20 protein-coding genes and 2 pseudogenes are annotated in these 24,122 nt (G+C 61.1%); 10 read left to right on the forward strand and 12 right to left on the reverse strand.

Translation table 11 applies throughout. The features are described from left to right. Positions 1 to 75: 75 nt before the first annotated feature. The 3 genes and pseudogenes from AC244Q_RS29820 to AC244Q_RS29830 form a co-directional block, all read right to left on the reverse strand. Positions 76 to 288: a hypothetical protein gene (locus tag AC244Q_RS29820; protein ID WP_003554164.1), complete on the reverse strand. Its 213-nt coding sequence runs from the start codon at positions 286 to 288 to the stop codon at positions 76 to 78. Between the two features lie 290 nt (positions 289 to 578). Beyond that, positions 579 to 956 (reverse strand): helix-turn-helix domain-containing protein, encoded by a 378-nt coding sequence (locus AC244Q_RS29825; RefSeq protein ID WP_012763398.1) that lies wholly within the window; start codon positions 954 to 956, stop codon positions 579 to 581. 351 nt (positions 957 to 1,307) lie between these two features. Then, positions 1,308 to 2,829: pseudogene (locus tag AC244Q_RS29830) on the reverse strand (mechanosensitive ion channel family protein). A 354-nt stretch (positions 2,830 to 3,183) separates the two neighbouring features. Here AC244Q_RS29830 and AC244Q_RS29835 point away from each other — a divergent pair. Continuing rightward, positions 3,184 to 3,516 (forward strand): sunset domain-containing protein, encoded by a 333-nt coding sequence (locus tag AC244Q_RS29835; protein ID WP_348630302.1) that lies wholly within the window; start codon positions 3,184 to 3,186, stop codon positions 3,514 to 3,516. A gap of 370 nt (positions 3,517 to 3,886) precedes the next feature. Here the strand turns inward: AC244Q_RS29835 and AC244Q_RS29840 are convergent, their stop codons facing one another. From AC244Q_RS29840 to AC244Q_RS29860, 5 genes are all read right to left on the reverse strand, one after another. Next, positions 3,887 to 6,448: a GcvT family protein gene (locus AC244Q_RS29840; RefSeq protein ID WP_003554153.1), complete on the reverse strand. Its 2,562-nt coding sequence runs from the start codon at positions 6,446 to 6,448 to the stop codon at positions 3,887 to 3,889. A gap of 103 nt (positions 6,449 to 6,551) precedes the next feature. Next, on the reverse strand, positions 6,552 to 6,785 hold the full coding sequence (locus tag AC244Q_RS29845; protein ID WP_017996572.1) for a hypothetical protein: 234 nt from the start codon (positions 6,783 to 6,785) through the stop codon (positions 6,552 to 6,554). 33 nt (positions 6,786 to 6,818) lie between these two features. Continuing rightward, complete coding sequence (locus tag AC244Q_RS29850; protein ID WP_003554151.1) at positions 6,819 to 7,058, reverse strand: hypothetical protein; 240 nt, start codon at positions 7,056 to 7,058, stop codon at positions 6,819 to 6,821. A 10-nt stretch (positions 7,059 to 7,068) separates the two neighbouring features. Beyond that, positions 7,069 to 7,329, reverse strand: a complete 261-nt coding sequence (locus tag AC244Q_RS29855; protein WP_003554145.1) for a hypothetical protein — start codon at positions 7,327 to 7,329, stop codon at positions 7,069 to 7,071. A 3-nt stretch (positions 7,330 to 7,332) separates the two neighbouring features. Continuing rightward, positions 7,333 to 7,653 (reverse strand): helix-turn-helix domain-containing protein, encoded by a 321-nt coding sequence (locus AC244Q_RS29860; RefSeq protein ID WP_003554144.1) that lies wholly within the window; start codon positions 7,651 to 7,653, stop codon positions 7,333 to 7,335. A 246-nt stretch (positions 7,654 to 7,899) separates the two neighbouring features. Between AC244Q_RS29860 and AC244Q_RS29865 the strand changes: the two genes are divergently transcribed. Continuing rightward, entirely contained in the window at positions 7,900 to 8,961 is a 1,062-nt protein-coding gene (locus tag AC244Q_RS29865) for a class I SAM-dependent methyltransferase (protein WP_128407989.1), read from the forward strand. 29 nt (positions 8,962 to 8,990) lie between these two features. On the opposite strand, the gene AC244Q_RS29870 is transcribed toward AC244Q_RS29865, so the two are convergent. Beyond that, a complete protein-coding gene (locus AC244Q_RS29870) occupies positions 8,991 to 10,016 on the reverse strand; it encodes an AraC family transcriptional regulator (RefSeq protein WP_171815733.1) in 1,026 nt (341 codons plus the stop codon). Positions 10,017 to 10,076: 60 nt separating this feature from the next. Between AC244Q_RS29870 and melA (AC244Q_RS29875) the strand changes: the two genes are divergently transcribed. The 7 genes from melA (AC244Q_RS29875) (at position 10,077) to AC244Q_RS29905 (ending at position 19,563) form a co-directional block, all read left to right on the forward strand. After that, the gene (gene melA / locus AC244Q_RS29875) at positions 10,077 to 11,543 is read left to right on the forward strand and encodes an alpha-glucosidase/alpha-galactosidase (protein WP_128407990.1); all 1,467 of its coding nucleotides are present in this window, start codon (positions 10,077 to 10,079) and stop codon (positions 11,541 to 11,543) included. Between the two features lie 124 nt (positions 11,544 to 11,667). Further along, positions 11,668 to 13,755, forward strand: a complete 2,088-nt coding sequence (locus AC244Q_RS29880) for an ABC transporter substrate-binding protein (protein ID WP_128407991.1) — start codon at positions 11,668 to 11,670, stop codon at positions 13,753 to 13,755. Positions 13,756 to 13,873: 118 nt separating this feature from the next. After that, the gene (locus AC244Q_RS29885) at positions 13,874 to 14,881 is read left to right on the forward strand and encodes an ABC transporter permease (protein ID WP_003554132.1); all 1,008 of its coding nucleotides are present in this window, start codon (positions 13,874 to 13,876) and stop codon (positions 14,879 to 14,881) included. 1 nt (position 14,882) lies between these two features. Beyond that, on the forward strand, positions 14,883 to 16,016 hold the full coding sequence (locus AC244Q_RS29890) for an ABC transporter permease (protein ID WP_017996567.1): 1,134 nt from the start codon (positions 14,883 to 14,885) through the stop codon (positions 16,014 to 16,016). Between the two features lie 10 nt (positions 16,017 to 16,026). Continuing rightward, a complete protein-coding gene (locus AC244Q_RS29895) occupies positions 16,027 to 17,694 on the forward strand; it encodes an ABC transporter ATP-binding protein (protein WP_003554127.1) in 1,668 nt (555 codons plus the stop codon). Positions 17,695 to 17,716: 22 nt separating this feature from the next. Next, positions 17,717 to 19,087 carry an alpha-glucosidase/alpha-galactosidase gene (gene melA, locus AC244Q_RS29900; RefSeq protein ID WP_128407992.1) on the forward strand — a complete coding sequence of 457 codons (1,371 nt, stop codon included), beginning with the start codon at positions 17,717 to 17,719 and terminating at the stop codon, positions 19,085 to 19,087. Positions 19,088 to 19,341: 254 nt separating this feature from the next. Then, entirely contained in the window at positions 19,342 to 19,563 is a 222-nt protein-coding gene (locus AC244Q_RS29905) for a hypothetical protein (RefSeq protein WP_128407993.1), read from the forward strand. Positions 19,564 to 19,673: 110 nt separating this feature from the next. Here AC244Q_RS29905 and AC244Q_RS29910 read toward each other — a convergent pair whose 3' ends face one another. After that, positions 19,674 to 20,171 (reverse strand): DUF995 domain-containing protein, encoded by a 498-nt coding sequence (locus AC244Q_RS29910; RefSeq protein ID WP_012763382.1) that lies wholly within the window; start codon positions 20,169 to 20,171, stop codon positions 19,674 to 19,676. A 68-nt stretch (positions 20,172 to 20,239) separates the two neighbouring features. Between AC244Q_RS29910 and AC244Q_RS29915 the strand changes: the two are divergent. Then, a pseudogene (locus tag AC244Q_RS29915) lies at positions 20,240 to 20,441 on the forward strand (LysR family transcriptional regulator); the annotation flags it as partial. 422 nt (positions 20,442 to 20,863) lie between these two features. Here the strand turns inward: AC244Q_RS29915 and AC244Q_RS29920 are convergent. Next, positions 20,864 to 22,750, reverse strand: coding sequence for a potassium transporter Kup (locus AC244Q_RS29920; RefSeq protein ID WP_432431733.1), 1,887 nt, complete (start codon positions 22,748 to 22,750; stop codon positions 20,864 to 20,866). A 648-nt stretch (positions 22,751 to 23,398) separates the two neighbouring features. Further along, positions 23,399 to 24,118, reverse strand: a complete 720-nt coding sequence (locus tag AC244Q_RS29925) for a DUF4336 domain-containing protein (protein ID WP_012763380.1) — start codon at positions 24,116 to 24,118, stop codon at positions 23,399 to 23,401. Between the last annotated feature and the right edge of the window lie 4 nt (positions 24,119 to 24,122).

Below are 24,122 nucleotides of genomic sequence, written 5' to 3' on the forward strand. Positions count from 1 at the left end.
ACAGGTGGCTGATGCGCGTCACCAGCCGAGGAGGTGCGCAAGCTAAGGTTCATTAGGCAGTCTCGCCGGTCACTCCTATGCTCTTCGACCGCGATAGGTCGTTGGAGGCGGAAGCGCTTCGTGGGCTTGAGCCAGTGTTTCGAGCCACGTTGCCAGAACATTCGGAATTTCTTCGTTGCCGGCCTCCATTGATTCAATCCACGACAGCTCGCATTGCAGTGCCGAGGCAATGTTGATTGGCGTCCACCGGATATGCAGCAGGCACTCGGAGAAACGTTCTGAGGTCATGATGAGCCCGTCAATTGTCGCCGGCGTCAGTGTGCCACAGAATGGTGACGGGACCAAACCCCGCACCGAACTGTGAGAACGGAGTTTGGCGGGCGCTCTCAAGAAGGCCTTTTGGACCTCGATCGGCGGAGCAACGTCGCACGGCGACCCTCAATTTTCCTCTATTCAGCCGTCCGCCTTCCGCGTCGTTCTCTCGCGGGAGCGCCTCCTCAAGAGCTTGGATCGGATACGCAACTGGCCAACGGGTGTCAGGCTCTCGCCGAGAACGACATGGGCGTTGAACTCAGGCATCAGAATGAAGCGCCGTCTGGATCAACGACATCCGGATCCTCCTGTGCCGTCTTACCCTTGGCCCTCTGCCTGCGCAGCGTAGTCGCAAAAGACCGTCCGCGACGTGGCTGGCGTTCGGCGGTCAACGCCAGACCCAGATCGTCTTTCCGGATGTCGACCAGGTCGGCCAACCGGTCGACGAGGCCAAGCACAACGAGAACATCGGCGAGCGTGCCTATCCCGACACCAGGATCTCCCTTTTCCAAGCGCGCGACGGTGCTCGGCGACGTGCCCGCCCGCACCGCCAGATCGACCACGGCCATGCTGCGCCGCAAACGAGCGCCGCGGACGTCGTGTCCGAGCCTTTGGAGGGCAGGTTTCGATTTGGGCGATCCCATGGCAGTCATCCCAGATATGGCCGATAAAGTTACTTATAATGTCATATATGATGAGTTGATTGTTTCTACAAGCGCGTTGCGCGATAGACGTCCTGTCAACTACCAGCCCGATAGTCCATGGCTTCTAAAAGGGGTGAGCGCTCAAGATGAGTCCAACCGAAGGGGTCCCCGCTTTTTCTCAGTGAGGCGCCTAGCGCCTTGCCAACCTCCTGCCGGGCCGCTCTGGGCGAAACGTAGCAAGCCATCAGCTCCTCGTTCGCCGGGACGGAGCGTACCTCATTCTCGGGGTTCGCATTGAAGCGGATATGATCCCAGCTGTAAAAGGCCTCGCGCGACCATTGCCCTGGAACGCTACTGCGGCACCTGGAACAGATGACGGATGCGCGTCACCAGCGAGCCAACCGAGCCGCCGTTCAGCGTGGCGCCGTCGGCCGCGAAGGAATGCTGGCCGGTTTCGATGCGGCGCGACAAAGTGGCGGCAAGCTCTTCGGCGATGCCGGGCCGGTCGTGCAGCAGCGGCGTCAGGCTTGCCTGGGCAATCTCGTAGACGACGACGAAGGTCAACGCCCGCAGGCTGGCCGGCCTCGCCGACGCCAATCAGCAGCCCGCTTTCGCCGAAATAATCGCCCGGCGCCAGCCGGCCGAGTTCGATTTCCTTGTGGCCTTCCCTCCGTGTGGCGACGAGGGCGCCGCTGCGCACGATCATCAGCGATGCGACCGTATCGCCCTGCTCGATGAGGATGGTATCCTTCTTGTAGGTCCGCCGCGTCATCGAGGCTGCGAGCGTTTCCTTCTCGTCCTCGGTCAGTGAGGAAAACAGCGGGATGGCGTCGAGAAGCTTGAGCGGCGTCGGCCGGTGCGGCTTTGCCATCTCCTCGGGCTGCAATTGCTCGGGCGGTGGGCCGGCGGCGTCGAGCGGTCGCGCCAAGGTGAGACCCGCGGCTTTGACATGGCGGTAGATCAGGTCGAATATTTCGTTTTTCGCCGGCCCCGCCTGGCCGATATCCCGGACGCGGAAGGAGAGCTCCACCTCGATTGCGTCCGACGTCAGTGATTTGATCTGCACGCCGGGTTTCGGCTCAGTCAGGATCGAGTCGCTGCTCAAGAGCACGGCGCGCATGACGTCGATGATCGCCGACGGCCCGATTGTCGGCACGACGCGGACCGTCAGCGTCGCGCCGTGACTGCGGTCAGGACTACTGAGATTGGTCAGCCCGACCTTGGCCAGAAAACTGTTGGGCAGGACGACGAGGTCGTTCGAGCCGTTCAGCAGATGGGTGGAGCGCCAGTTGGTTTCGACGACACGGCCTTCGACGCCGTCATTCAGCACGATCCAGTCGCCGATCGCGTAGGGCCGGCCGAGATTGAGCGCTATGCCGGAAAAGACGTCGCTCAGGGTGCTCTGCATCGCCAGACCGAGAATGACGGCAAGGACGCCAGACGTGGCGATCAGCGTGCCGACGGGAAAGCTGAAGACATAGGCGACCACCGAGAGGATCGCGCCGAGATAGATCAGGCCGATGACCAGATCCTGAACGAGGCGGCCTTCGCGCGGTTGGCGCTCGAAGATCAGGAAGACGCGGACGAAGGCGATCAACGCCCAGGCCGCGTTGATCCACCAGACAACCTTGGCAAGGGCGATGAAGACTCGTTCGAAGGTCGATGCCGTTGTCGGCCCGACCTGATAGGGCACGATGTCATGATAGAGTAGCAGGACGGTCAGCGCCGCGAAGAAGAACACCTGGCCGGCGAGCCTCCAGCTCGGGAAGGGCCGAAGCGCTATGCGCGTGACGATCGCGCCGACCACGGCCAGCGTCCCGGCCTGGACGACAGGATCGGCAAGCACTCCGGACCATGTGAGAGTTTCAAGCATCGATTGTCCACTTGCCAGAGCATGATGCCGAAAAGGGTGAGCGAATTTCGGACGACATCATGCCTCACTATCGAATTCTACACGCGTCATGATCTATCAGATTCGCTTATTGACGAAACGCCGGGTACGCGGCGGTTGGGTGACATCCCTGTGACGTCGGGACCGATTTCGTAAGATGTAACATCTGTGATGATGCGTGTATCCATTAACGAGCTGAAGCCGGGAGCGGCACCGCCTGCCTCTCGACTGGCTGCTTGAAGCAATCCATACCGGTGCATTTTTAACGATCTGCGCGGAGAGGGATTAACCAGCTATTCAACCAGGGCTTGCGATGGTGCGCAGGATTCGCACTTGATGGCCTATGCCGACCCACCGCTCATTTTCGCCCAGATATACAACCAAGAACGGGCCCGCCCACGGTTCACGATGGAGGCATTCTATCTCGCGATTATCGGAGCAGGGGTCGCCGGATACCTTGGCGTCGAAGCAGCGGGTGCTTCATTCGCCAACCATGGCGTCGGCTGTACGATCAAAGGCAATGTGAGCATCGGCAGCCACGAGCGCATCTACCATCTGCCAGGCCAAGAGTACTACGAGAAAACCAACATTTCCCCTCGGTATGGGGAGAGGTGGTTTTGCTCGGAGGCTGAAGCCCGCGCTGCAGGCTGGCGTCGCGCAAGAAGATAAGCGTCGGCGAAATTGCGTCGAAATATTCTTCGCAGAGTGTCAGGCGGGCAATAATTCTTCCGACAAGCGTAGCTCCAACATGCCAACCTGCTGCGCGACGCGGTCGCAGGCGGTGCCAGCCAAGTCATCCGCGAAGCGATGCGCGACTGGTCCGCCAAATGGTAGAAGCGCAGTGGAGACATCGAGCTGCGTGGGATGTGGGCCGAGGGCAAGGCAAGCGAACTGCCTCGCCAGTCGATTTCGACGAGGCACTCGGCAGGAACTGGAGGCTTGCCCGCGGACATGGCGGTAAAGCTTCTCTAGACGCCGAAGGCATAAGGCAATCGGATGATGGCGCCCCATTGCTTGGGGCGCCACAAGCGCTTGCCTGCTAAGTGCGCGGCTTCAGATTTTCTGGGTCATAGATCGGCTTGTATCCGACGCCGACGACCTCGACCGGATAAGTCTCGGCGAAATACTCGACATTTAGCCTGCGTCCGACCTGGCAATGCGACCAGGGCAGATAGGCTAGCGCAATGTTCTTTCCGACCGTCGGGCCGTAGGCGACCGAGGTCGTGTAGGACCGACGGCCAAGCTCGTCGACCAGGACCTCGCCCGTGGCGGGATCGACAACCGGCATGTTGCCGACGGGATAACGCTTCACGCCCGACTTGTCGGTATTCTCGGTCATCACAAGCGTGCAGAGCATGGCCGGCTGGTGTTCGCGCGCCTTGTATTCCAGGTGCTTTGCCTTGCCGCGGAAATCGGCTTCTTTGACTTTCGGACGGGCGAGATCGGCTTCGATCAGGTTGTACTGGGTCAGGAGGTCGCCGTTCTGCAGGCGCAGGCTCTTTTCCATGCGGCGCGAGTTCGCATAGGTCTCTACGCCGAAGGCCATCACGCCGGTCGCGCGCAGCGCGTCCCAGACGGCGAGGCCGTCTTCGTACTTCATGTGCAGTTCCCAGCCCTGCTCGCCGACATAGGAGATGCGGAAGGCGGTGACGGGCTTGCCGGCGATTTCGATCGGCTTGATCGCCGCGAAGGCGAAGTTTTCCTGATCGAGCCCGGCCGGATCGGCGACAGTCTTCTTCAGCGTGTCGCGCGCGTTCGGACCCCAGATGCCGATCGTCACGAATTTTTCCGAGACGTCGGTGATGATCACGTCGAGGCCGCGGTCTTCGGCGACCCGCTTCATGTAGTGAAGGTCGCGCGGGCCGGCATCGGCGCCGTTGACGAGGCGGCACCGGTCGGCCATGCGGAAGACGGTGAAGTCAGCGCGCACCATGCCTTCGTCGTCGAGAAAGTGGGTGTAAATGCCCTTGCCGATGTTTGCATCGCCGCCGATCTTGGCGGCGCACAGCCATTCCATCAGTTCGACATGGTCAGGTCCCTCGATATCGACCATGTGGAAGTGGCTGAGATTGACGATGCCGCAATCCTCGCTCATCGCCAGGTGCTCGGCATTCGACACGCGCCAGAAATGGCGACTGTCCCATTCGTTCTCGCGGACCGGGACGCGGTCGGCGTATTTCTCCAGAAGGTGCTCGTTGGCGGCGTAGCCGTGCGCACGCTCCCAGCCGCCGAGTTCCATGAAGTAGCCGCCGAGCTCCTTTTCGCGCTCGTAGAAGGGCGAGCGCTTGGCGTTGCGGCCGGATGCATAGGGTTCGCGGGTGTGAACAGCCGGGAAATAGATCTTCTGGGCGGCTTCGTAGCAGCGGCCCTCGATGAACTCTTCCGTCAGCTGATGCGGATAGAAGCGGGCATAGTCGATGCTGTTGTGATCGATTTCAGTCCGGCCATCGGTCATCCAGTCGGCGATCAGCTTGCCGTAGCCCGGGCCGTCCTTGACCCAGATGGCAACGCAGTACCAGAGACCGCGCACCTTCTGGCTCTCGCCGCAGGATGCGCCGCCGCCTGCCGATACTTGCAGCAGGCCGTTGAAGGAGTGACCTTCGTTATAGCCGAGCTCGCCGAGGATCGGCGTCAGTTCCATGGCGCGCTCGAGCGGCTCGATGATCTGTTCCATCTCGAGGTCGCGCTGCGAAGGCGACAGGCGCGCCTCGTGTTTTTCGAGAATGTCGCGCGGGTGGCACATGCGCGGATTGGTGGCTTCGTAATAGCCCCACTCGATCTGGCCGCCCTCCGTCGTCGCCGGGTCGCCGGTATCGCGCATATAGGCGGAGTTGCCCTGATCGCGCAGCAGCGGGAAGCCGATTTCCTTACCGGTGCCTTCGAATTCGTTATACGGACCGAAAAAGGTGAGCGGGTGGTCGACCGGCATGACCGGCAGGTCTTCGCCGACCATCTCCGCGATCAGGCGCCCCCAGAGGCCGGCACAGACGATGACGTGGTCGGCCATGATCGTGCCGCGATGGGTGACCACACCCTTGATGCGACCGCCTTCGACGATCAGCGACTTGGCCGGCGTGTTGCCGAACACCTTAAGCTTGCCGGCCTTTTCGGCGGCATCGACCAGCTTGCCGGCAACGGTTTGCGAGCGCGGAATGACGAGGCCGGCATCCGGATCGTAAAGGCCGCCCATCACCTGATCTTCCTCGATCAGCGGGAACTTCTCCTTGATCTCGGAAGGGCTGACATAATGAGCGCGGGTGCCGAAAGCGCGTGCCGAGGATAGCTTGCGCTTGATTTCCTCCATCCAGGCATCGTCGCCGGTGCGGGCCACTTCGAGGCCGCCAATGCGGGCGTAATGGCCCATCTTCTCGTAGAAATCGATCGAATATTGCGTCGTCCAGACCGACAGATAGTCGTGGCTCGTGGTGTAACAGAAGTCCGAGGCATGGGCTGTCGAGCCGATATCGGTCGGTATGCCCGACTTATCGATGCCGACAATATCGTCCCATCCCCGCTCGACGAGATGATGGGCGATGGAGGCGCCGACGATGCCGCCGAGACCGATGATGACGACCTTTGCCTTTTCCGGAAATGCTGCCACGTGCTGTTCCTTCTATTTATCGCACGAATCAAAATACCCTACCCGCGCTTGACGTACGCTTCGCGCGTGAGATGCAGGAGCCATGCCAGCCTCGTAAGAGGTGTCACATTTGCCGAAGCAGCGGAACCCCCTGACCGCTCAGCATGGAAGCTGCGATGAGGGTATTATGCATAAGGCTCATGATCGTCAGTGGTCCTACGCCGCCTAGTAACGGCGTAATTGCGCCAGTGCGCATCGAGGCGGCGAGGCAACCGCCAAACAGCGCCGGCGCCCCGGCGATCCGTCCCGCATCGAACGATCTGAAAAAGACTGGTGAGCATCGGATATGGCTGGCCATTGCAGACAGCCTATCCGCTCGCACGCCCCGGGGTCACGGCGCTGAAATAGCTGCAAGCCGGTCGATGTCGACCAGCACGATGTCCTCGGAAACAGGCTCGCGATTGTGCAGCCGGAACCATTCGGCAGCTTCCCGCACCCGATCTCCATGCGGCGACGGATAGGCGCCAAGTCCGAGAACCCATTCCCGTACGGTCTCGCGCTCCATCCGCCCGGCCCGGTATCGATCGCAGACGGTTTTCGCCGATGCGACCAGATCGTTGATGCTCTTCACGGAATATCCCTCAATGCACGGACGGCTCTTCATCCTCGAGAAACGATCGAATGCCGTCGCGGGCGACGACGGCCAGGAATTCGTCGAAGGCATCCCTGTCGGTCGGAAATGGCTCGTCCCAGCGGATCAGATCTTCCCCTTGCGTGACCACTTCCATCGTCCAGTCTTCATTGCTGCCCGATGTGCGGAAGATATCGACGAGCACGGTGATCCCGTCGTCGGTGAATTCTCCCGCCAGTTCGGAGTGTTCGAGCTTTTCTTTTTTTGCCATCATTCAGCCACCCGCACCGGGCGGTGCGTCGTTTTCGAGATATTCTTCATATTGAACCGTCTCGGTCTCATTCGTGTCGATCGAGGCATCAGCGCGTTTTGCCAGGCGAACGCCTGCACCCCCGCCATTTTCGGGGATGAAAATTACACCCGCGCCTTCCAGGGCGTGCTTCATATCCTGAAGCGTTCGTTCGTAGGGAGAGCGCTTTGCCGCCTCGAAATTAGCGATCGTCGCCTTGGCGACTTTCGACGCCGACGAGAGATCGTCCTGAGACCACGCCAAAAGGGCACGAGCAGCGCGACATTGAGCGGACGATAGGCACAAAACGATAACCTTGCATCAAAAGTGTGATTCTGCCTCGGGCAGATTATATTAAACACGCAATCTCGACACAAGCGATGATGAGTGCCAGGTCCATGGCGGGCGTATTCCGCGTCTGGAAATAGATCCCTGTGCCATTCTTTTGACCGTAAATCCTCCACGCTCGTTCTCGCGAACGACAAGGTTGATTGACTGAATATTATTAAAGTCTAATTTAGCTTACCTTTATCACGCACCCGGGAGGTAACAATGCGTGAGCCGGATATGCAAAAACTCGATGCGCTTGTCGGTCGTCTTGTTGGCGACGTCGGCGCCGCCATGTCAGGTGCCTTGGTCGTGCTTGGCGACCAGGTCGGAATCTACAAGGCGATGGCCGACGGAACGCCGATGAGCGTCCAGGATCTTGCCAAGAAGACGGGGATCAAGGAGCGCTATCTCAGGGAATGGCTGAGCGCCCAGGCGGCGGCCGACTATGTCGCTTACGATGAAAAGACCGATCGTTTCAGCCTGACGCCGGAGCAGGCGATGGTCTTTGGCGAGGAAAACAGCCCGGCCTTCTTCGTCGGCGCCTTCGAGGTCGTGCAATCCATGTGGATGGACGAGCCCAAGGTCGCCGACGCCTTCCGCACGGGGAAGGGTCTCGGCTGGCATGAGCACAGCACCTGCCTGTTTCGGGGAACCGAGCGGTTCTTTCGTCCGGGCTATAACAGCCATCTCGTCAATGAATGGATTCCGGCCCTTGGCGGGGTCGAAGAAAAGCTCAAGGCCGGCGCCAGTGTCGCCGATGTCGGCTGCGGTCATGGGGCATCGACCATCCTGATGGCGCAGGCCTATCCCGCCTCCCGCTTCACCGGCTTCGACTATCACGGCCCGTCGATCGAAAGGGCAAACGCCGCCGCCAAGGAAGCGGGTGTTTCCGACCGTGTGACCTTCGAGCAGGGCTCGGCGGCGGAATTTCCGGGGCGCGGCTACGACATGGTCGCCATGTTCGATTGCCTTCACGACATGGGCGATCCGGTCGGCGCCGGCCGGCATGTCAAAGACACGCTTGGGCCGAACGGCACGTGGCTCATCGTCGAGCCCTTTGCCCATGACCATCTCAAGGACAATCTCAATCCGGTCGGCCGCGTCTATTACGGCGCGTCGACGATGATCTGCACGCCGGCATCGCTTTCCCAGGAGGTCGGGCTCGGGCTCGGCGCCCAGGCGGGAGAAATGAAGCTTCGAAAGGTCGCGCTCGACGCCGGGTTCACGCATTTCCGTCGCGCCACGGAAACGCCGTTCAACATGGTGTTCGAAGTCCGGGCCTGAAGCCAGGTCCCGCCGATCGGGACGAGCAGCTATCTCAGTTTTCCGATGCTGGCATACATGCCGGTCGTGCGGAATTCGGTCGGGTTTGTGCCGTAGACGCGGCGGAAGACCTTGGAAAAATAGTTGGGGTCCTCGAAGCCGCACATGATGGCGACTTCCTTGACCGGCAGAAAGTCGGCCTTGGTCAGAAGCTTGACGGCGCGCTGCAGGCGTTGCTGCAGCACGAATTCGGCCGGCGGCATGCCCTCGCTCTCGGCAAAGCTGCGCGAGAAATGGGCGCGGCTGAGGCCGACGATGCCGGCAAGCTCGCTGACCGGCAGCGGCTTTTCGAGATTGGTGTTGATATGGTCGATCACCGGCTGCATCAGGCTGAGCTCGGCGGCGAAGGCCGGCGAACCGAAGACGTCGTCGTAAAGCGCCATCGCCGCTTCATAGGCAATCGCCGAGGCGGCACCCGGCGACGTTGCGCCCTTGACCAGGCGCAGGCTGCAATCGGCGAGATGATCGATGGTCGAGGGCTGGAGCTTCAGCACCGGCCCGGCGGTCGACAGCACCATCTGGTGGATGCGCAGCGTTTCCTCGCCATTCATCGAGATCCAGAAATATTCCCATCGGTCGCCCTTCTCCAGCCAGTAGCGATGATTGTGCGGCACGAGAACGAGCAGCGTGTCGCCGCCTTGAAGGCGATAGTTGCGGTGCTGGTAGCGTAGCTGGCCGCTACCGCTGATCGTGTGCTGCAGCACGGTGAAGGGGGTTTGACCGCGCCGGCGGCCGTCCCAGTCATAGCTCTCGTTCTCGCGCACTTCGTAGCCGGCGCTGGTCGGCATGGCGTGCAATCGCTGGCGGCCCCGGGGTAGCGAAACCGTCCTCATCGACTGTCCGTTGGCGATCAAATCCTGCAGCACAAAATTACCCCTGAAAGCATAATCCTTCTCTGGTCGCCCTGTCGATTTCGGGCATAATCCCGGCCGACAAGAGGAAGAGACCACGGCCGACAGAGCGGCCGGGAGGAAAAAGGCAGATTTTACGGTGTTTTCAGCCACATGCGTCAGCATGCGGCCTGATCCTCCATAACCTTCTTTTCCTTAGCATTCGATTGGATCGAGGTGAAGATCATGAGTTTCAAAATCGCTATCATCGGTGCGGGCAGCGTCGGTTTCACCAAGAAGCTGTTTACCGATATCTTGTGCGTTCCCGAGTTTCGCGACGTCGAATTCGCGCTGACAGATCTCAGCGAACATAATCTGGAAATGATCAAGGCGATCCTCGACCGCGTCGTCGAGGCGAACGGGCTGCCGACGAAGGTGACGGCGACCACCAACCGGCGCCAGGCGCTGGAAGGCGCGCGTTATATTATCAGCTGCGTGCGGGTCGGTGGGCTCGAAGCCTACGCCGACGATATCAGAATCCCGCTGAAATACGGCATCGACCAGTGTGTCGGCGATACGATCTGTGCCGGCGGCATCCTCTATGGCCAGCGCAACATCCCGGTCATTCTCGACTTCTGCAAGGATATCCGCGAGGTCGCCGAGCCCGGCGCGAAATTCCTGAACTATGCCAACCCGATGGCGATGAACACCTGGGCGGCGATCGAATACGGCCAGGTCGATACCGTCGGTCTCTGCCACGGCGTCCAGCATGGCGCCGAACAGATCGCCGAGGTGCTCGGCGCCAAGTCGCTGAGCGAGCTCGACTATATCTGCTCCGGCATCAACCACCAGACCTGGTTCATCGACCTGCGCCTCAACGGTCGCAGGATCGGCAAGGACGAACTGATCGCCGCCTTCGAGGCGCATCCGGTCTATTCGCAGCAGGAGAAATTGCGCATCGACGTGCTGAAGCGTTTCGGCGTCTATTCGACGGAAAGCAACGGCCATCTCTCGGAATACCTGCCCTGGTACCGCAAGCGGCCGGACGAAATCACCCGCTGGATCGACATGTCCGACTGGATCCACGGCGAGACCGGCGGCTACCTTCGTCATTCGACCGAAACGCGCAACTGGTTCGAGACGGAATATCCGCAATTCCTGGAATCCGCCGCAAAGCCGATCGATCCCGCCAAGCGCTCGAACGAACATGCAAGCCATATCCTCGAGGCGCTGGAGACGAACCGGGTCTATCGCGGTCATTTCAACGTCAAGAACAATGGCGTCATCACCAACCTGCCGTCCGATGCGATCATCGAATCGCCGGGCTTCGTTGATCGCTTCGGCATCAACATGGTCTCGGGCGTCACCCTGCCGGAAGCTTGCGCGGCCACCTGCATCGCCTCGATCAACGTCCAGCGCATGTCGGTGCACGCGGCGATATCGGGCGACATCGACCTTCTGAAGCTTGCCGTGCTGCACGACCCGCTGGTCGGCGCCGTCTCGACGCCGGAAGAGGTCTGGCAGATGGTCGACGAGATGGTCGTTGCCCAGGCGCGCTGGCTGCCGCAATATGCGCATGCCGTGCCGGCCGCCAAGGAGCGGCTGTCGAAATCGAAGGTGCAGACCCGCGACTGGGCGGGGGCCGCACGCCGCAACGTTCGCTCGATCGAGGAGCTGCGCGCGGAAAAGGCGGCGCTGAAACAGGCCGTCTGATTTTCGTGAAAGATGGGTCGTCATGGGTTTCCGGGAGGGAAATCCATGACGTCAGGCCCGCTTTCATGTCGTTCGAGGAAAAAGGAGCCGCGTGAGCCGTGCTCCGGAACAAGAGGGAGAAACGATGATGAATTTCCGTAACGCAGGCATTCTGGCCGGACTGGCGCTCGGCGTCTCAGCCGCGGCGCTGAATGCATATGCCTCCGAGCCAACCGTTCCGCCGGCGCCGGCGGACTTTCCGGCCGAAGGCAAGATCAACTATGTGGCGCGTGACTCCATTCTGGAGTTCAAGGCGCTGCCCGAATATCACGAGCCCGACTGGGTCACGAAGAATTTCGTCGCCACCGGCAAGCTGCCGCCGGTCAAGGATCGCCTGCCGAAGGAGCCGATGGTCTTCAAGACAGGCAATATGCCCGACGGCATCGGCGTCTACGGCGATACGATGCGTCACGTCATTGGCGGCCGGCCGGAAGGCTGGAACTATGGCGCCGGCCAGACGCAGGGCTGGGGCGGCATCGATATCGGTCTCTCCGAATGCCTGACGCGCACCGCGCCGCTGTTCCAGGTGCAGGCCTCCGACACCGAGCCGCTGCCCAACCTCGCCAAGAGCTGGGATTGGTCGCAAGACGGCCATAAGCTGACCATGCACCTGGTCGAAGGCGCCAAATGGTCCGACGGCGCGCCGTTCAACGCCGACGACATCATGTTCTACTGGGACGACGAAGTCGTCGACCCGAACGTCTCGCCACTCGGCGGCGGCGCCTCGCCGGAAGCTTTCGGTGTGGGAACGACGCTGAAGAAGGTCGACGATTACACCGTCGAATGGACCTTCAAGGAGGCGTTCCCGAAGCAATATCTCTATACGATGTCCTACCCGAACTTCTGCCCGGGTCCGTCGCATATCCTGAAGCCGAAGCATCCGAAATATTCGAAGAACACCTACGACCAGTTCAAGAACGCTTTCCCGCCGGAGTTCATGAACATGCCGGTCATGGGCGCCTGGGTGCCGGTGGAATATCGCTCCGACGATATCATCGTCATGCGCCGCAACCCTTACTACTGGAAGGTGGACGAGAAGGGCGATCAGTTGCCCTATCTGAATGAGCTGCACTACAAGCTCTCGACCTGGGCCGACCGCGACGTTCAGGCCGTGGCGGGATCCGCCGATTTCTCCAACCTCGAGCAGCCCGAGAATTTCGTTGCCTCGCTGAAGCGTGCCGCGGAAAAGACCGCACCCGCCCGTCTTGCCTTCGGCCCGCGCCTCATCGGCTACAATCTTCGCATGAACTTCTCCGCCAACGGCTGGGGCAACCCGGACGAGCGCGGTGAGGCGATCCGCGAGCTCAACCGCAACGAAGATTTCCGCAAGGCCGTCACCATGGCGCTCGACCGCAAGGCGATCGGCGACTCGCTGGTCAAGGGGCCGTTCACCGCGATCTATCCCGGCGGGCTCTCCTCCGGCACCAGCTTCTACGACCGCAACTCGACCGTCTACTATCCCTTCGATCTTAAGGGCGCCAAGGAGGAACTCGCCAAGGCCGGCCTCAAGGACACCGACGGCAACGGCGTCGTGAACTTCCCGGCCGGGACGCTCGGCGGCAAGGATGTCGAAATCGTCATGCTGATCAACAATCAGTACACGACCGACAAGAGCCTCGCCGAAGGTGTCGTCGGCCAGATGGAGAAGCTTGGTCTGAAGATCGTCATCAACGCGCTCGACGGCGCCAAGCGTGACGACGCCCACTATGCCGGCCGCTTCGACTGGCTGATCCAGCGCAACACGACGGAACTGTCGTCGGTGGTGCAGAACACCGAACAGCTTGCCCCTGTCGGTCCGCGCACCAGCTGGCACCATCGCGCCGGCAAGGATGATCAGCTTGATCTGATGCCGTTCGAGAAGGAGCTTGTCGATGTCGTCAACAAGTTCAGGACGAGCCAAAGCAACGACGAGCGCGTCGATCTGATGAAGCAGTATCAGAAGATCTCGACGGAGCACGTCAACACCGTTGGCCTGACGGAATATCCGGGCGCCCTGATCGTCAACAAGCGGTTCTCTAACGTGCCCCAGGGTACCCCGATCATGATGTTCAACTGGGCTGAAGATTCGGTTATCCGCGAACGCCTGTGGGTGGCCGCCGACAAGCAGGGCAAATACGAGCTGTTCCCCGAACAGCTGCCTGGCAAGCCCGGCGACAAGGGTCCCATAAACTAGAGCTCCCTCCCAGCTGAAGTGAGCTTCCGGCCGCGCGTGCAGCGCGCGGCCGGGCAAGACCAACAAGCCGGCCGCGCTGACGAGGAGCGACTGGCGGCAAGGAGAAGCGAACCGTCTAATGTTACGATTCCTGCTCGTGCGCATAGCCTCCGCGATCCCCGTTCTCTTCATTCTGAGCGTGGTGACTTTCGCGATCATCCAGGCCCCGCCTGGCGACTACGCCGACTACATCCGCTCCCAGCTGATCAACCAGGGCGGCGCGTCCTATGCGCAGGCCGAAGAGCAGGCGCAGGCTTACCGCGTCGAACACGGCCTCGATAAGCCGCTGGTCGTCCAATACGTCAACTGGATCGGCGGCATCGTGACGCGCGGCGATTTCGGATACAGCATGTTCTATAACAAGCCGGTCGCCGATGTCGTTGGCGAACGCCTGCCGAGGACCCTGCTCCTGGCGCTCGTCTGCCACATCTTCGCCTCGGTGCTCGGCATCGGTTTCGGCATCTGGGCGGCAACGCGACAGTACAGCTGGATCGACAGCCTACTATCGGGGATTTCCTTCCTCGGCATGACGGTGCCGCGCTTCCTGATGGCGCTGATCATCGTCTATCTCCTGGTCTTCCAGCTCAATGTTTCCGAGATCGGTAGCTTCTTTTCGCCGCAGTATGGCGGCGCGCCATGGTCCTGGGCGAAATTCGTCGATCTCGTCCACCACGTCTGGCCAGTCGTCGCTATCGCCACCTTCGGCGGGCTCGCCTACAATATGCGTGTCATGCGCGGTAATCTGCTCGATACGCTGAACGCCCAATATGTCGAGACGGCAAAGGCCAAGGGGCTTTCCGGCGCAGCCGTGGTGATGCGCCATGCGGTGCCGAACGCGCTGCACCCGCTGGTGATGTATCAGGGCGTCGTGCTGCCTTACATGCTGACCGGCGAGATCGAGACCGCCATCATCTTCGCATTGCCGACTGTCGGTCCGGCCATCGTCGGCTCGATGGCGGTCGGCGACGTCTATGTCACCGCCACTTTCATGATGGTGCTGTCGGCCACCCTGATCATCGGCAATATCATCGCCGACATGCTGCTCGCGCTTCTCGATCCGCGTGTCCGCCAATATGGAGGAGCCTGAGATGCTTGCTTTCGACTCTTCCGCGACGCCACCGACAACCGACATCGTGACCAAGCCATCGCGTGGGCATGAAAGCTATATCGCCCTTGTCTGGCGTCGGTTGAGGCGCTCCTGGACCGGCATGGCCGGGCTCGTGCTCGTCGTGCTCTTGATCCTCATGGCGATCTTTGCCGATTTCTTCGCGCCGATGGATCCGAAGGCGACTGATGTCGGCTTCGCGCCGCCACAGGTGATGAGCTTCCACGACAAGGACGGCAATTTCGTCTTCCAGCCGCGCGTCTACGCTCTGTCGGATTCCGAAGAGCTCGATCCGGTCACCTTCCAGCCGATCGTCGGCATCGACTACGACAATCCGCGGCTGCTCAGCTTCTTCGTCAAGGGCGCCGAATACCGGCTTTTCGGCCTGATCCCGGCCAGCCGGCACTTCTTCGGCTCGACCGACGGCCAGCCGGTGCATTTCCTCGGCACCGACAAGTTCGGCCGCGACGTGCTGTCGCGCGCCATCATCGGCTCGCGCATTTCGCTGACGATTGCCCTGACGGTTGTCTTCATCGTCACCATCATCGGCACGACCGTCGGCATGGTGTCGGGTTACTTCGGCGGCACCTTCGATGTCTGGCTGCAGCGTTTCGTCGACCTGGTGCTCGCCTTCCCGCAATTGCCGCTCTATCTGGCGCTGACCTCGTTGATCCCGGTGACGGCGCCGACCAACGTCTTCCTTGCCTTCGTCATCGTCGTGATGTCGGCGCTCGGCTGGGCGCAGATGTCGCGCGAGGTGCGCGGCAAGACCTTGGCACTTGCCCGCATCGATTATGTCCGGGCAGCCATGGCCGTTGGCGCCACCGACACGCGCATCATCATGCAGCACATCTTCCCGAATGTGATGAGCCACGTCATCGTCGCGGTGACGCTGCATATACCGAGCGTCGTGCTCTTGGAATCCTTCCTCGGTTTCCTCGGTTTCGCCGTCAAGCCGCCGCTGATCTCCTGGGGGCTGATGCTGCAGGATACGGCGACCTATTCGGTCATCGGCTCCTATCCCTGGATTCTCGCTCCTGTCGGCTTCGTGCTCGTCACCGTCTTCGCGTTCAACGCGCTCGGCGACGGATTGCGCGACGCGGTCGATCCTTATTGAGGAGATTGATATGGCGCTTGCACTGGTCAATTCCTTCGCCCCGCCCGTCCGCCACGATCATGATGGCCGTTCGGACACGCCTGTTATCGACGCCCGCAACGTCGCGGTGAATTTCAAGGTCGAAGACGGCATGGTCGAAGCCGTCAAGGACGTCTCCTTCCAGCTCTATCGCGGCGAGACTATTGCGATCGTCGGCGAATCCGGTTCCGGCAAATCGGTGACGGCGCGAACGGTGATGGGGCTGTTGTCGAAGCGCGCCGTCGTCTCCGAGAAATCGACGGTCGCCTATGACGGCAGCAACATCCTGAAATTTTCCGAGCGGGAGCGCCGCAAGCTGCGCGGCGACCGCATTTCGATGATCTTCCAGGAACCGATGAGCTCGCTGAACCCGATCTATACGATCGGCAGCCAGATCGTCGAAGCGATCCGCGTGCATCGCCGGATCAGCAAGCGGGATGCGCAAAAGCGCGCGCTCGAACTGCTGGAGCATGTGCAGATCCCCGATCCCGCCGCGCGGCTGATGCAATATCCGCATCAGCTTTCGGGCGGCCAGCGCCAGCGCGTGATGATCGCCATGGCGCTTGCCAACGATCCCGACGTGCTGATCGCCGACGAGCCGACGACGGCGCTCGACGTCACCGTGCAGGCGCAGATCCTGAACCTGATCCGCAACCTGCAGAAGGAACTGGGGATGGCCGTCATCCTCATCACCCACGACCTGACCGTGGTGCGACAGTTTTCCGATTACGTCTATGTGATGCAGTACGGCGAAGTGCGCGAGCACAACACCACCGAAGCCCTGTTTGCCAATCCGAAGGACGCCTATACCAAGCATCTGCTTGCCTCCGAGCCGCGGGGCGAGGCCAATCCACTGCCCGAAGGGTCGGATGTCATCCTCGATGCCAAGGGCGTGCGCGTCTCCTTCATGATGCGTCACGGTACCTTTCTTAAGCCGGCGATGCGTGAGCTTGTCGCCGTCGACAGCCTCGACCTGACGCTGCGCCGTCACGAGACGCTGGGGCTGGTGGGCGAATCCGGTTCTGGCAAGACGACGTTCGGCCAGGCGATCCTGCGACTGAACACGCCCGACAGCGGCGAGATCCGCTTCGACAATCAGCCGATCCATGGCCTATCCCGGGCCGAGATGCGGCCCTTGCGCGCCCGCATGCAGGTGGTGTTCCAGGACCCGTTCTCATCGCTCAATCCGCGCATGACGATCGGCCAGATCATCGAGGAGGGGCTGGTCGTCAACCGGCTGGGCGCGACCAAGGCCGAACGGCAGGACCGGGTGCGCGAAGCGCTTGTCGCCGCCGGCATGCCCGGCAATATCCTGTCGCGATTCCCGCACGAATTTTCCGGCGGCCAGCGCCAGCGCATCGCCATTGCCCGCGCCATTGCGCTGGAGCCGGAATTTATCCTGCTCGACGAGCCGACATCGGCGCTCGATCTTTCCGTCCAGGCGCAGATCATCGAACTCTTGCGCAAGCTGCAGGACGAACGTGGCCTGAGCTACCTCTTCATCTCCCACGACCTCAAGGTCGTGCGCGCGCTCTGCCATCGCGTCATCGTCATGCAGCATGGCAAGATCGTCGAAGAGGGTCCCGTCAACGAAGTTTTGTCCCATCCCAAGACCGCTTACACCGAACGGCTCGTCAAGGCCGCTTTCGAGGTAGCATGATTGCCGAATGCCGGAGGTTATAATGGCAAGAAATCCCAAAATCACTTTCATCGGAGCTGGCTCCACCGTCTTCATGAAGAACATCGTCGGTGACGTGCTGCAGCGTCCGGCCCTGTCAGGCGCGACGATCGCCTTGATGGATCTCAACCCGCAGCGGCTGGAAGAAAGCGCCATCGTCGTCAACAAGCTGATCTCGACGCTCGGCGTCAAGGCGAAGGCCGAGACCTATTCTGACCAGCGCAAGGCGCTTTCGGGCGCCGATTTCGTCGTCGTCGCCTTCCAGATCGGCGGCTATGAACCCTGCACGGTCACCGATTTCGAAGTGCCGAAGAAATATGGCCTTCGCCAGACGATCGCCGATACGCTCGGCGTCGGCGGCATCATGCGCGGGCTTCGCACCGTGCCGCATCTCTGGAAGGTCTGCGAGGACATGCTCGCCGTCTGCCCCGAGGCGATCATGTTGCAATATGTCAACCCGATGGCGATCAACACCTGGGCGATATCGGAGAAGTATCCGACCATTCGCCAAGTCGGCCTTTGCCATTCGGTGCAGGGCACGGCGATGGAACTGGCCCACGACCTCGATATTCCCTACGAGGAAATCCGTTACCGGGCGGCCGGCATCAACCACATGGCCTTCTATCTCAAATTCGAGCATCGCCAGGCCGACGGTTCTTACCGCGACCTCTATCCCGATCTCGTGCGCGCCTATCGCGAGGGCAGGGCGCCGAAGCCTGGCTGGAACCCGCGCTGCCCGAACAAGGTGCGCTACGAGATGCTGACGCGGCTCGGCTATTTCGTCACCGAGAGCTCGGAGCATTTCGCCGAATACACGCCCTATTTCATCAAGGAGGGCCGCGACGACCTGATCGAGAAATTCGGCATTCCGCTCGATGAATATCCGAAACGCTGCATCGAGCAGATCGAGCGCTGGAAAGGCCAGGCGGAGGCCTATCGTTCGGCCGACAAGATCGAGGTCAAGCCGTCGAAGGAATATGCCTCCTCGATCATCAACTCGGTCTGGACCGGCGAGCCCTCGGTGATCTACGGCAATGTCCGCAACAATGGCTGCATCACCTCGCTGCCCGCCAATTGCGCCGCCGAGGTGCCCTGCCTCGTCGATGCCTCCGGCATCCAGCCGACCTTCATCGGCGACCTGCCGCCGCAGCTGACGGCGCTGATCCGCACCAATATCAACGTGCAGGAACTGACGGTGCAGGCGCTGATGACGGAAAATCGCGAGCATATCTATCACGCCGCGATGATGGACCCGCATACGGCAGCCGAACTCGACCTCGACCAGATCTGGTCGCTGGTCGACGATCTGCTCGCCACCCACGGCGACTGGCTGCCCGAATGGGCACGCACCGCCCGCAAGGTACAGGCCGCCTGAGCCCCTCTCCCGGGTGAGGCGTCAAGAAGCCCCGCGGTCGCAACAACCGCGGGGCTTTTTCGTGGGATCAGGCGTTAACGGGTCATTCGTTTGTCAGGCTTCTGCTGCATTCCAGAATGCACTTTCCCCAACGTCTTGAGCCCGAAGCGTAAGCCAGTGGCGCCGACATTATCCGCGCGTCGGGTTCTGCAAATTATGGTACTTGAAAGTACTTAAAATGTCCCTATAGTTGAGTCCATGGAGAAAATCGGCCAATGGACTTCGCACTCCTTTTCAACATGTTCCGGAAGGCCAGGCAGGCCAACGTCACAGACGTCACACTCTGGCACAAGCACGAGACACTCCTGCCGGTGCCACTCGTCGACGCCGCCTCCCGAAACCCGTCGGGACAAATATGGCGCCGGCTGAACGGTGTGCAATGGGAATATAAGCAGGACCCCGAAACGATTGAAGAATTCGATGCTCGACAATATTGAGACCTAGAGCCCCAGCCGTCGCGGATAAATCTGCCCCGGTGCAGTTGCAAAGGACAGTGCCGCGATAGAGACAGGAGATTCTCCAAGCCGTCGAGGAGAACCATTCCCTATCATTTCGCTGCGGCTTTGGCCTTGTCGAACATCGGCGTGACCTTGTCACCTTTTGACATCTTTTTCACTTCGCCGTTGTAGATGTCTCCGTCGTACTGGTCATCGCCGGAAATGTTCTTAGTCCAAATCTGCTTGCCGACCCGCCACCAACCCTTGCACGGGCTGTAGACGAATTTGGTCTCGCCACTCTTGCCTTTCCAATTCGAAGTAAAGCAAAAGGTGTTGCCGGTGCCTGTCCACGTGCCTTCCGCATAGCCATACTCACCTTTCTTTTTGCCAACTTTGACGCCTTTGAGCGTCCCATCGGCAAACCAGGTGTAATAGACCAAGCCGTCGCCGACGTCGTACTTGACGGTATGGCCGAGGTATAGATCCTTGACTTCCTGCTCGGACAATTCGACCGCGCTCTTCGGCAATTTCCCTTCATTCTTCGCAAAAGCCGGCGCTGAAAAGACCAACGCCATTGAGATCACAACGGCAGTAGCGAACTTTTTCACGGCTGATCCTCCTTGCTTGTGATTGAAAACTGCGCCCATTTTGCCCCCGTGTAAATTCGCCCAACGGAGTTAGCGGCGTCTCGGCAGGCCTTGGCATCGGCTTTGCGCCGGAATGGACCGAGGGACTGCCGAACCGGGCCTTTTCGAGCTGAAGGTGGTCAGGGGCATCGATTTCCGGATTGGGCTGGCGTCGCCTGGAACAAAGAGGATCCGACTGCCTCGCGTGACGACATCGTCGATATCGCGAGATCGTTGGCGCGACCGGGCAGGCGAGTCGAGGGAGGGGCACCACGGGTACACCCAAAGCAGAACGGCTTGCCGGGGGCAGTCGGTCCCGGGTTCCGCTCGTTGCGAGCGGCGCTCCGCTAACCCTCCTGCGGCTGCCCTTTTAACCGGTCAAGCCCTGCGCGAACTGGCGCCGGCGCGGACGCGCCTTTGCCTGGTATGCTCATTGTTTGGAGGAGGCGTGCCTGCCGTGGCAGGCACGATCTCGAGAACAAGAAGGGCTGACGGTCGCAAGTTCGAATTTGGTTCACGACGTACACGCTATAAACATCGAGCTGTCATTCATGGACGTCTATTCCACACGCGTCGCGTGGCGAGTTTTCGCGAAGCCTAGATTCCTGGTTGCCGAGCGCTTTCAATCATTCCTCATGGCGCGACGTCGGAGAACTGGTTTCGGAAGCGGCCGGCTAGATGGTGGTTTGCAGGCCGAGTTCCACCACCCGCCCGGTGGGCAGCCCGAAATAATCCGTGGCGTTGCTGGCGTTGCGCGAAAGGGCGATGAACAGCCGGTCCTGCCAGAAGGGCAGGCCGCCCTTCCTTGATGGAAGTATCGTCCGGCGGGAGAGGAAGAACGAGGTCGACATGATGTCGAATTTCAGGCCGAGCTTTCGCGCCAGGACAAGCGCGCGCGGGATGTTGGGCGTCTCCATGTAGCCGAAGGTGACGACGATCCGGCTGAACAGCGGATTGAAACTTTCGAGAAAGATCTTCTCGGTGTCGGGAACGAACGGCGTGGTGGCGGTGACGACGCTCAGGATGACGTTCCGCTCGTGAAGCACCTTGTAGTGCTTCAGACTGTGAAGGAGCGCCGTCGGCGCGCCCTCGACGTCGCTTGTCAGGAAGATAGCGGTTCCTGGCACCGTCGGTGGCTTCTTGCGGGCCAGGTTGTCGATGATCGTCGCGAGCGGAATTTCGTCGGCCTTGGTGCGACTGATGAGGAGCCGTCGCCCTGCCGTCCAGGTCTGCATGATGAGCGCCATGGTGGCGGCGACGGCCACCGGGACCCAGCCGCCGTCGGCGAACTTGGCGATGTTGGCCGCGAGGAAACCGGCGTCGATCAGGGATATCGGGATGATGACGGCGAGGGTCGTTGCCAGTTTCCAACTCCAGATCCGCCGCATGACGACGAACAGCAGTACGGACGTGATCAGCATCTCGCCGGTGACGGCGATGCCATAGGCGGCCGACAGTCCGCTGGAACTGCGGAAAAACAGGACCAGGGCCGCCACGAAGACGAAGAGCAGCGTGTTCACCCGCGGCATGTAGATCTGCCCCGAATGGGTCTCGGACGTGTGCAGTATCTGCAGGCGGGGAAGCAGGTTGAGATGGATCGCCTGGCGCACGAGCGAGTATGCTCCCGATATCACCGCCTGGCTGGCGATGACCGTCGCCGCCGTCGCGAGGCAGACCATGGGGATCCTGGCCCATTCTGGATGCATGTTGAAGAACGGATGGGCGGCCATCGTGGGATTTGCGAGCACGAAGGCTCCCTGTCCGAAGTAGTTCAGGAGCAGGCTCGGGAAGACGAGCGCGAACCACGCCACGACGATCGGCCGCCGGCCAAAGTGTCCAAGGTCGACATAAAGCGCCTCGGCGCCCGTCACCGCGAGGAAGACCGCGCCGAAGACCGCGACGGCGGATGCGATGTTGTAGGCGACGTACCAAACGGCGTGGACCGGGTTGATCGCGCCGAGGACCGATGGATCGTCGAGGATGTGGATCGCCCCGCTGACGCCCAGGACGACGAACCACAGCGCCGTTATCGGCCCGAAGACGGCCGCCACGCCACCCGTGCCGAAGCGCTGGACGAAGAACAGCGCGGCGATGATCGTCAGCGTGATCGGCACCACCCAGTTCGTAAGCGCGGGCGCCACCACCTGAATGCCCTCGACCGCCGAGAGAACGGAAATCGCCGGCGTGATGATGGCGTCGCCGAGAAACAGCGACGCGCCCGTCACGCCGAGGACAAGCACCCATTTGGGTCGTCCTCTTAGGCTCTCCCGCGCGAGGCTCATCAAAGACAGCGTTCCGCCTTCGCCCCGGTTATCCGCCTTCAGCACGAAGGTCACGTATTTCAGGGTGACGACGATGGTGAGAGCCCAGATGATCAATGAAAGGATGCCGAGGACGTTCTCTTGGTGGGCTCCCGACCCGCCCGTGGCGTGGAGAGCCTCCCTGAACGCGTAGAGCGGGCTCGTCCCGATGTCGCCATAGACGACGCCCAGCGCGGCGAGGACGAGCGAAGGTAGGCCGCCTCTGGTTTCCTCTCCGAGTTCCGGATCCTCGGATCGCATCTGGGTGGAGGTCAAAAGTCATGTCCTGTTTGGTTGCCGTGACTCTCGCGAGCTTCGGCTATTCAATTCCATCCCTACGATGATCGATATGGGAATGGCACTGGTCGGCAGGCCAACGCTAACACGCCGGCGGGATGCGCGCATCCAGACCCTGGAGGTTATCCCGTGTCAGTGTAACGCCGCGCGGTTCCCCGGGCAGGTTCGCCGAACACCAGCCGCTCAACCGCCAGAGCGAACGCTATGCCCCGCGGGGGCATCCACGTGAGTTGATCGTAGTCCCGGTCCTCTTGCGAAGGCACTTTGCTGGGCACACCCGCGCCGCAAGTTCTTCGCGCTGGCCGACGTCGCTGCACATGTGGAAGGAACGCCGCTCTGTTCTCGCCAATTGCCGTGGAAGCGACGAAGCCTCCGCGCAGCGCCGAATTTCCTGTTCGACTAACAGCTGGCCGAGCGGGTGGTTTGTCAGACAGCTGACGGATCGAAACCGATCGAATGCCGGGCTTGGCGAGGATCTTTCCTTGCCGGCCAAGCGTACCGATTTGATCGTACCCATCAGAGGCTACCACAGACACTGCCATTCCGGAAGCTCGAGGAATTCGCCAGTAGCTGGTCGCGCGCAGGTGTGTCATTGGCCGGCGCCAAGGCTGGCTAGACCAGCCAATCAAGGGACTTTCGCAGTCGCGCAGGAGCGTCTTGATCGATGTATCGTCCATGGCTGAAGATCACCAGCTTCGGCTCCAGCGCCACCAGCCGCCGGGCCGCCGCCTTCGCGGGCTCGCCTCTCAACTGGACCACGGCTCGAAGGTAGATTGGCGCTCTCTCCCGCGCGCCGACAAGCGATGAGAAGAGCCGCATCCATGGGGATTGCTGGTGATCATCGAGGTTTTGGATCAGGTCGGTAACCACCAGGGCCTGGCTGTTCCGGTGAAAGAGGCAGACCTCGCTGAACCCACCGATGCCCGGCACCTCGATTTGATCGATATCCGCGGTCCAGTGAGCTTGGGATGCGTCGCCAAGATCGCCGTGCCATGGAATACGCGCCTTCTTGACCTGGCGACGTTGCCTCAAGCCGGGCGCTGCCCAGACAAGGGCTTCAGGGACGCGTCCCTTCCAGTCCTTCACGAAACTCCAGTGCGCGCTGTTTGGCGCGACGATATGCCGGATGGGGCCAACTCGTTCGATCTCCAGTCGGAGGGCTTGGTCGAAGCGGGTGGGCGAGTGGAGGAGCGTGCTGCCGTCGGACAGCTGCATGATCGTCATTCGGACCGGCAAGGGGATGACGCCACCAGCGTGAAGGGGGCCGCTGTCAACGATCCAGATGCCCTGGCCGATAGGCTTCAGGATATCGAGAGGCGGGTAAGTCGTCATGCGA

Source organism: Rhizobium sp. CB2179, assembly GCF_057653455.1.

Bases quoted from the DNA above. Each gene is read 5' to 3' on its own strand.
- AC244Q_RS29920 (WP_432431733.1), bottom strand. From the start codon at position 22,750: ATGCGATCCGAGGATCCGGAACTCGGAGAGGAAACCAGAGGCGGCCTA.
- AC244Q_RS29905 (WP_128407993.1), top strand. From the start codon at position 19,342: ATGGACTTCGCACTCCTTTTCAACATGTTCCGGAAGGCCAGGCAGGCC.
- AC244Q_RS29870 (WP_171815733.1), bottom strand. From the start codon at position 10,016: ATGCTGACGCATGTGGCTGAAAACACCGTAAAATCTGCCTTTTTCCTC.
- AC244Q_RS29825 (WP_012763398.1), bottom strand. From the start codon at position 956: ATGGGATCGCCCAAATCGAAACCTGCCCTCCAAAGGCTCGGACACGAC.
- melA (WP_128407992.1), top strand. From the start codon at position 17,717: ATGGCAAGAAATCCCAAAATCACTTTCATCGGAGCTGGCTCCACCGTC.
- AC244Q_RS29855 (WP_003554145.1), bottom strand. From the start codon at position 7,329: ATGGCAAAAAAAGAAAAGCTCGAACACTCCGAACTGGCGGGAGAATTC.
- AC244Q_RS29880 (WP_128407991.1), top strand. From the start codon at position 11,668: ATGATGAATTTCCGTAACGCAGGCATTCTGGCCGGACTGGCGCTCGGC.
- melA (WP_128407990.1), top strand. From the start codon at position 10,077: ATGAGTTTCAAAATCGCTATCATCGGTGCGGGCAGCGTCGGTTTCACC.
- AC244Q_RS29845 (WP_017996572.1), bottom strand. From the start codon at position 6,785: ATGGCCAGCCATATCCGATGCTCACCAGTCTTTTTCAGATCGTTCGAT.
- AC244Q_RS29895 (WP_003554127.1), top strand. From the start codon at position 16,027: ATGGCGCTTGCACTGGTCAATTCCTTCGCCCCGCCCGTCCGCCACGAT.
- AC244Q_RS29835 (WP_348630302.1), top strand. From the start codon at position 3,184: ATGGCCTATGCCGACCCACCGCTCATTTTCGCCCAGATATACAACCAA.
- AC244Q_RS29925 (WP_012763380.1), bottom strand. From the start codon at position 24,118: ATGACGACTTACCCGCCTCTCGATATCCTGAAGCCTATCGGCCAGGGC.
- AC244Q_RS29890 (WP_017996567.1), top strand. From the start codon at position 14,883: ATGCTTGCTTTCGACTCTTCCGCGACGCCACCGACAACCGACATCGTG.
- AC244Q_RS29865 (WP_128407989.1), top strand. From the start codon at position 7,900: ATGCGTGAGCCGGATATGCAAAAACTCGATGCGCTTGTCGGTCGTCTT.
- AC244Q_RS29885 (WP_003554132.1), top strand. From the start codon at position 13,874: ATGTTACGATTCCTGCTCGTGCGCATAGCCTCCGCGATCCCCGTTCTC.
- AC244Q_RS29820 (WP_003554164.1), bottom strand. From the start codon at position 288: ATGACCTCAGAACGTTTCTCCGAGTGCCTGCTGCATATCCGGTGGACG.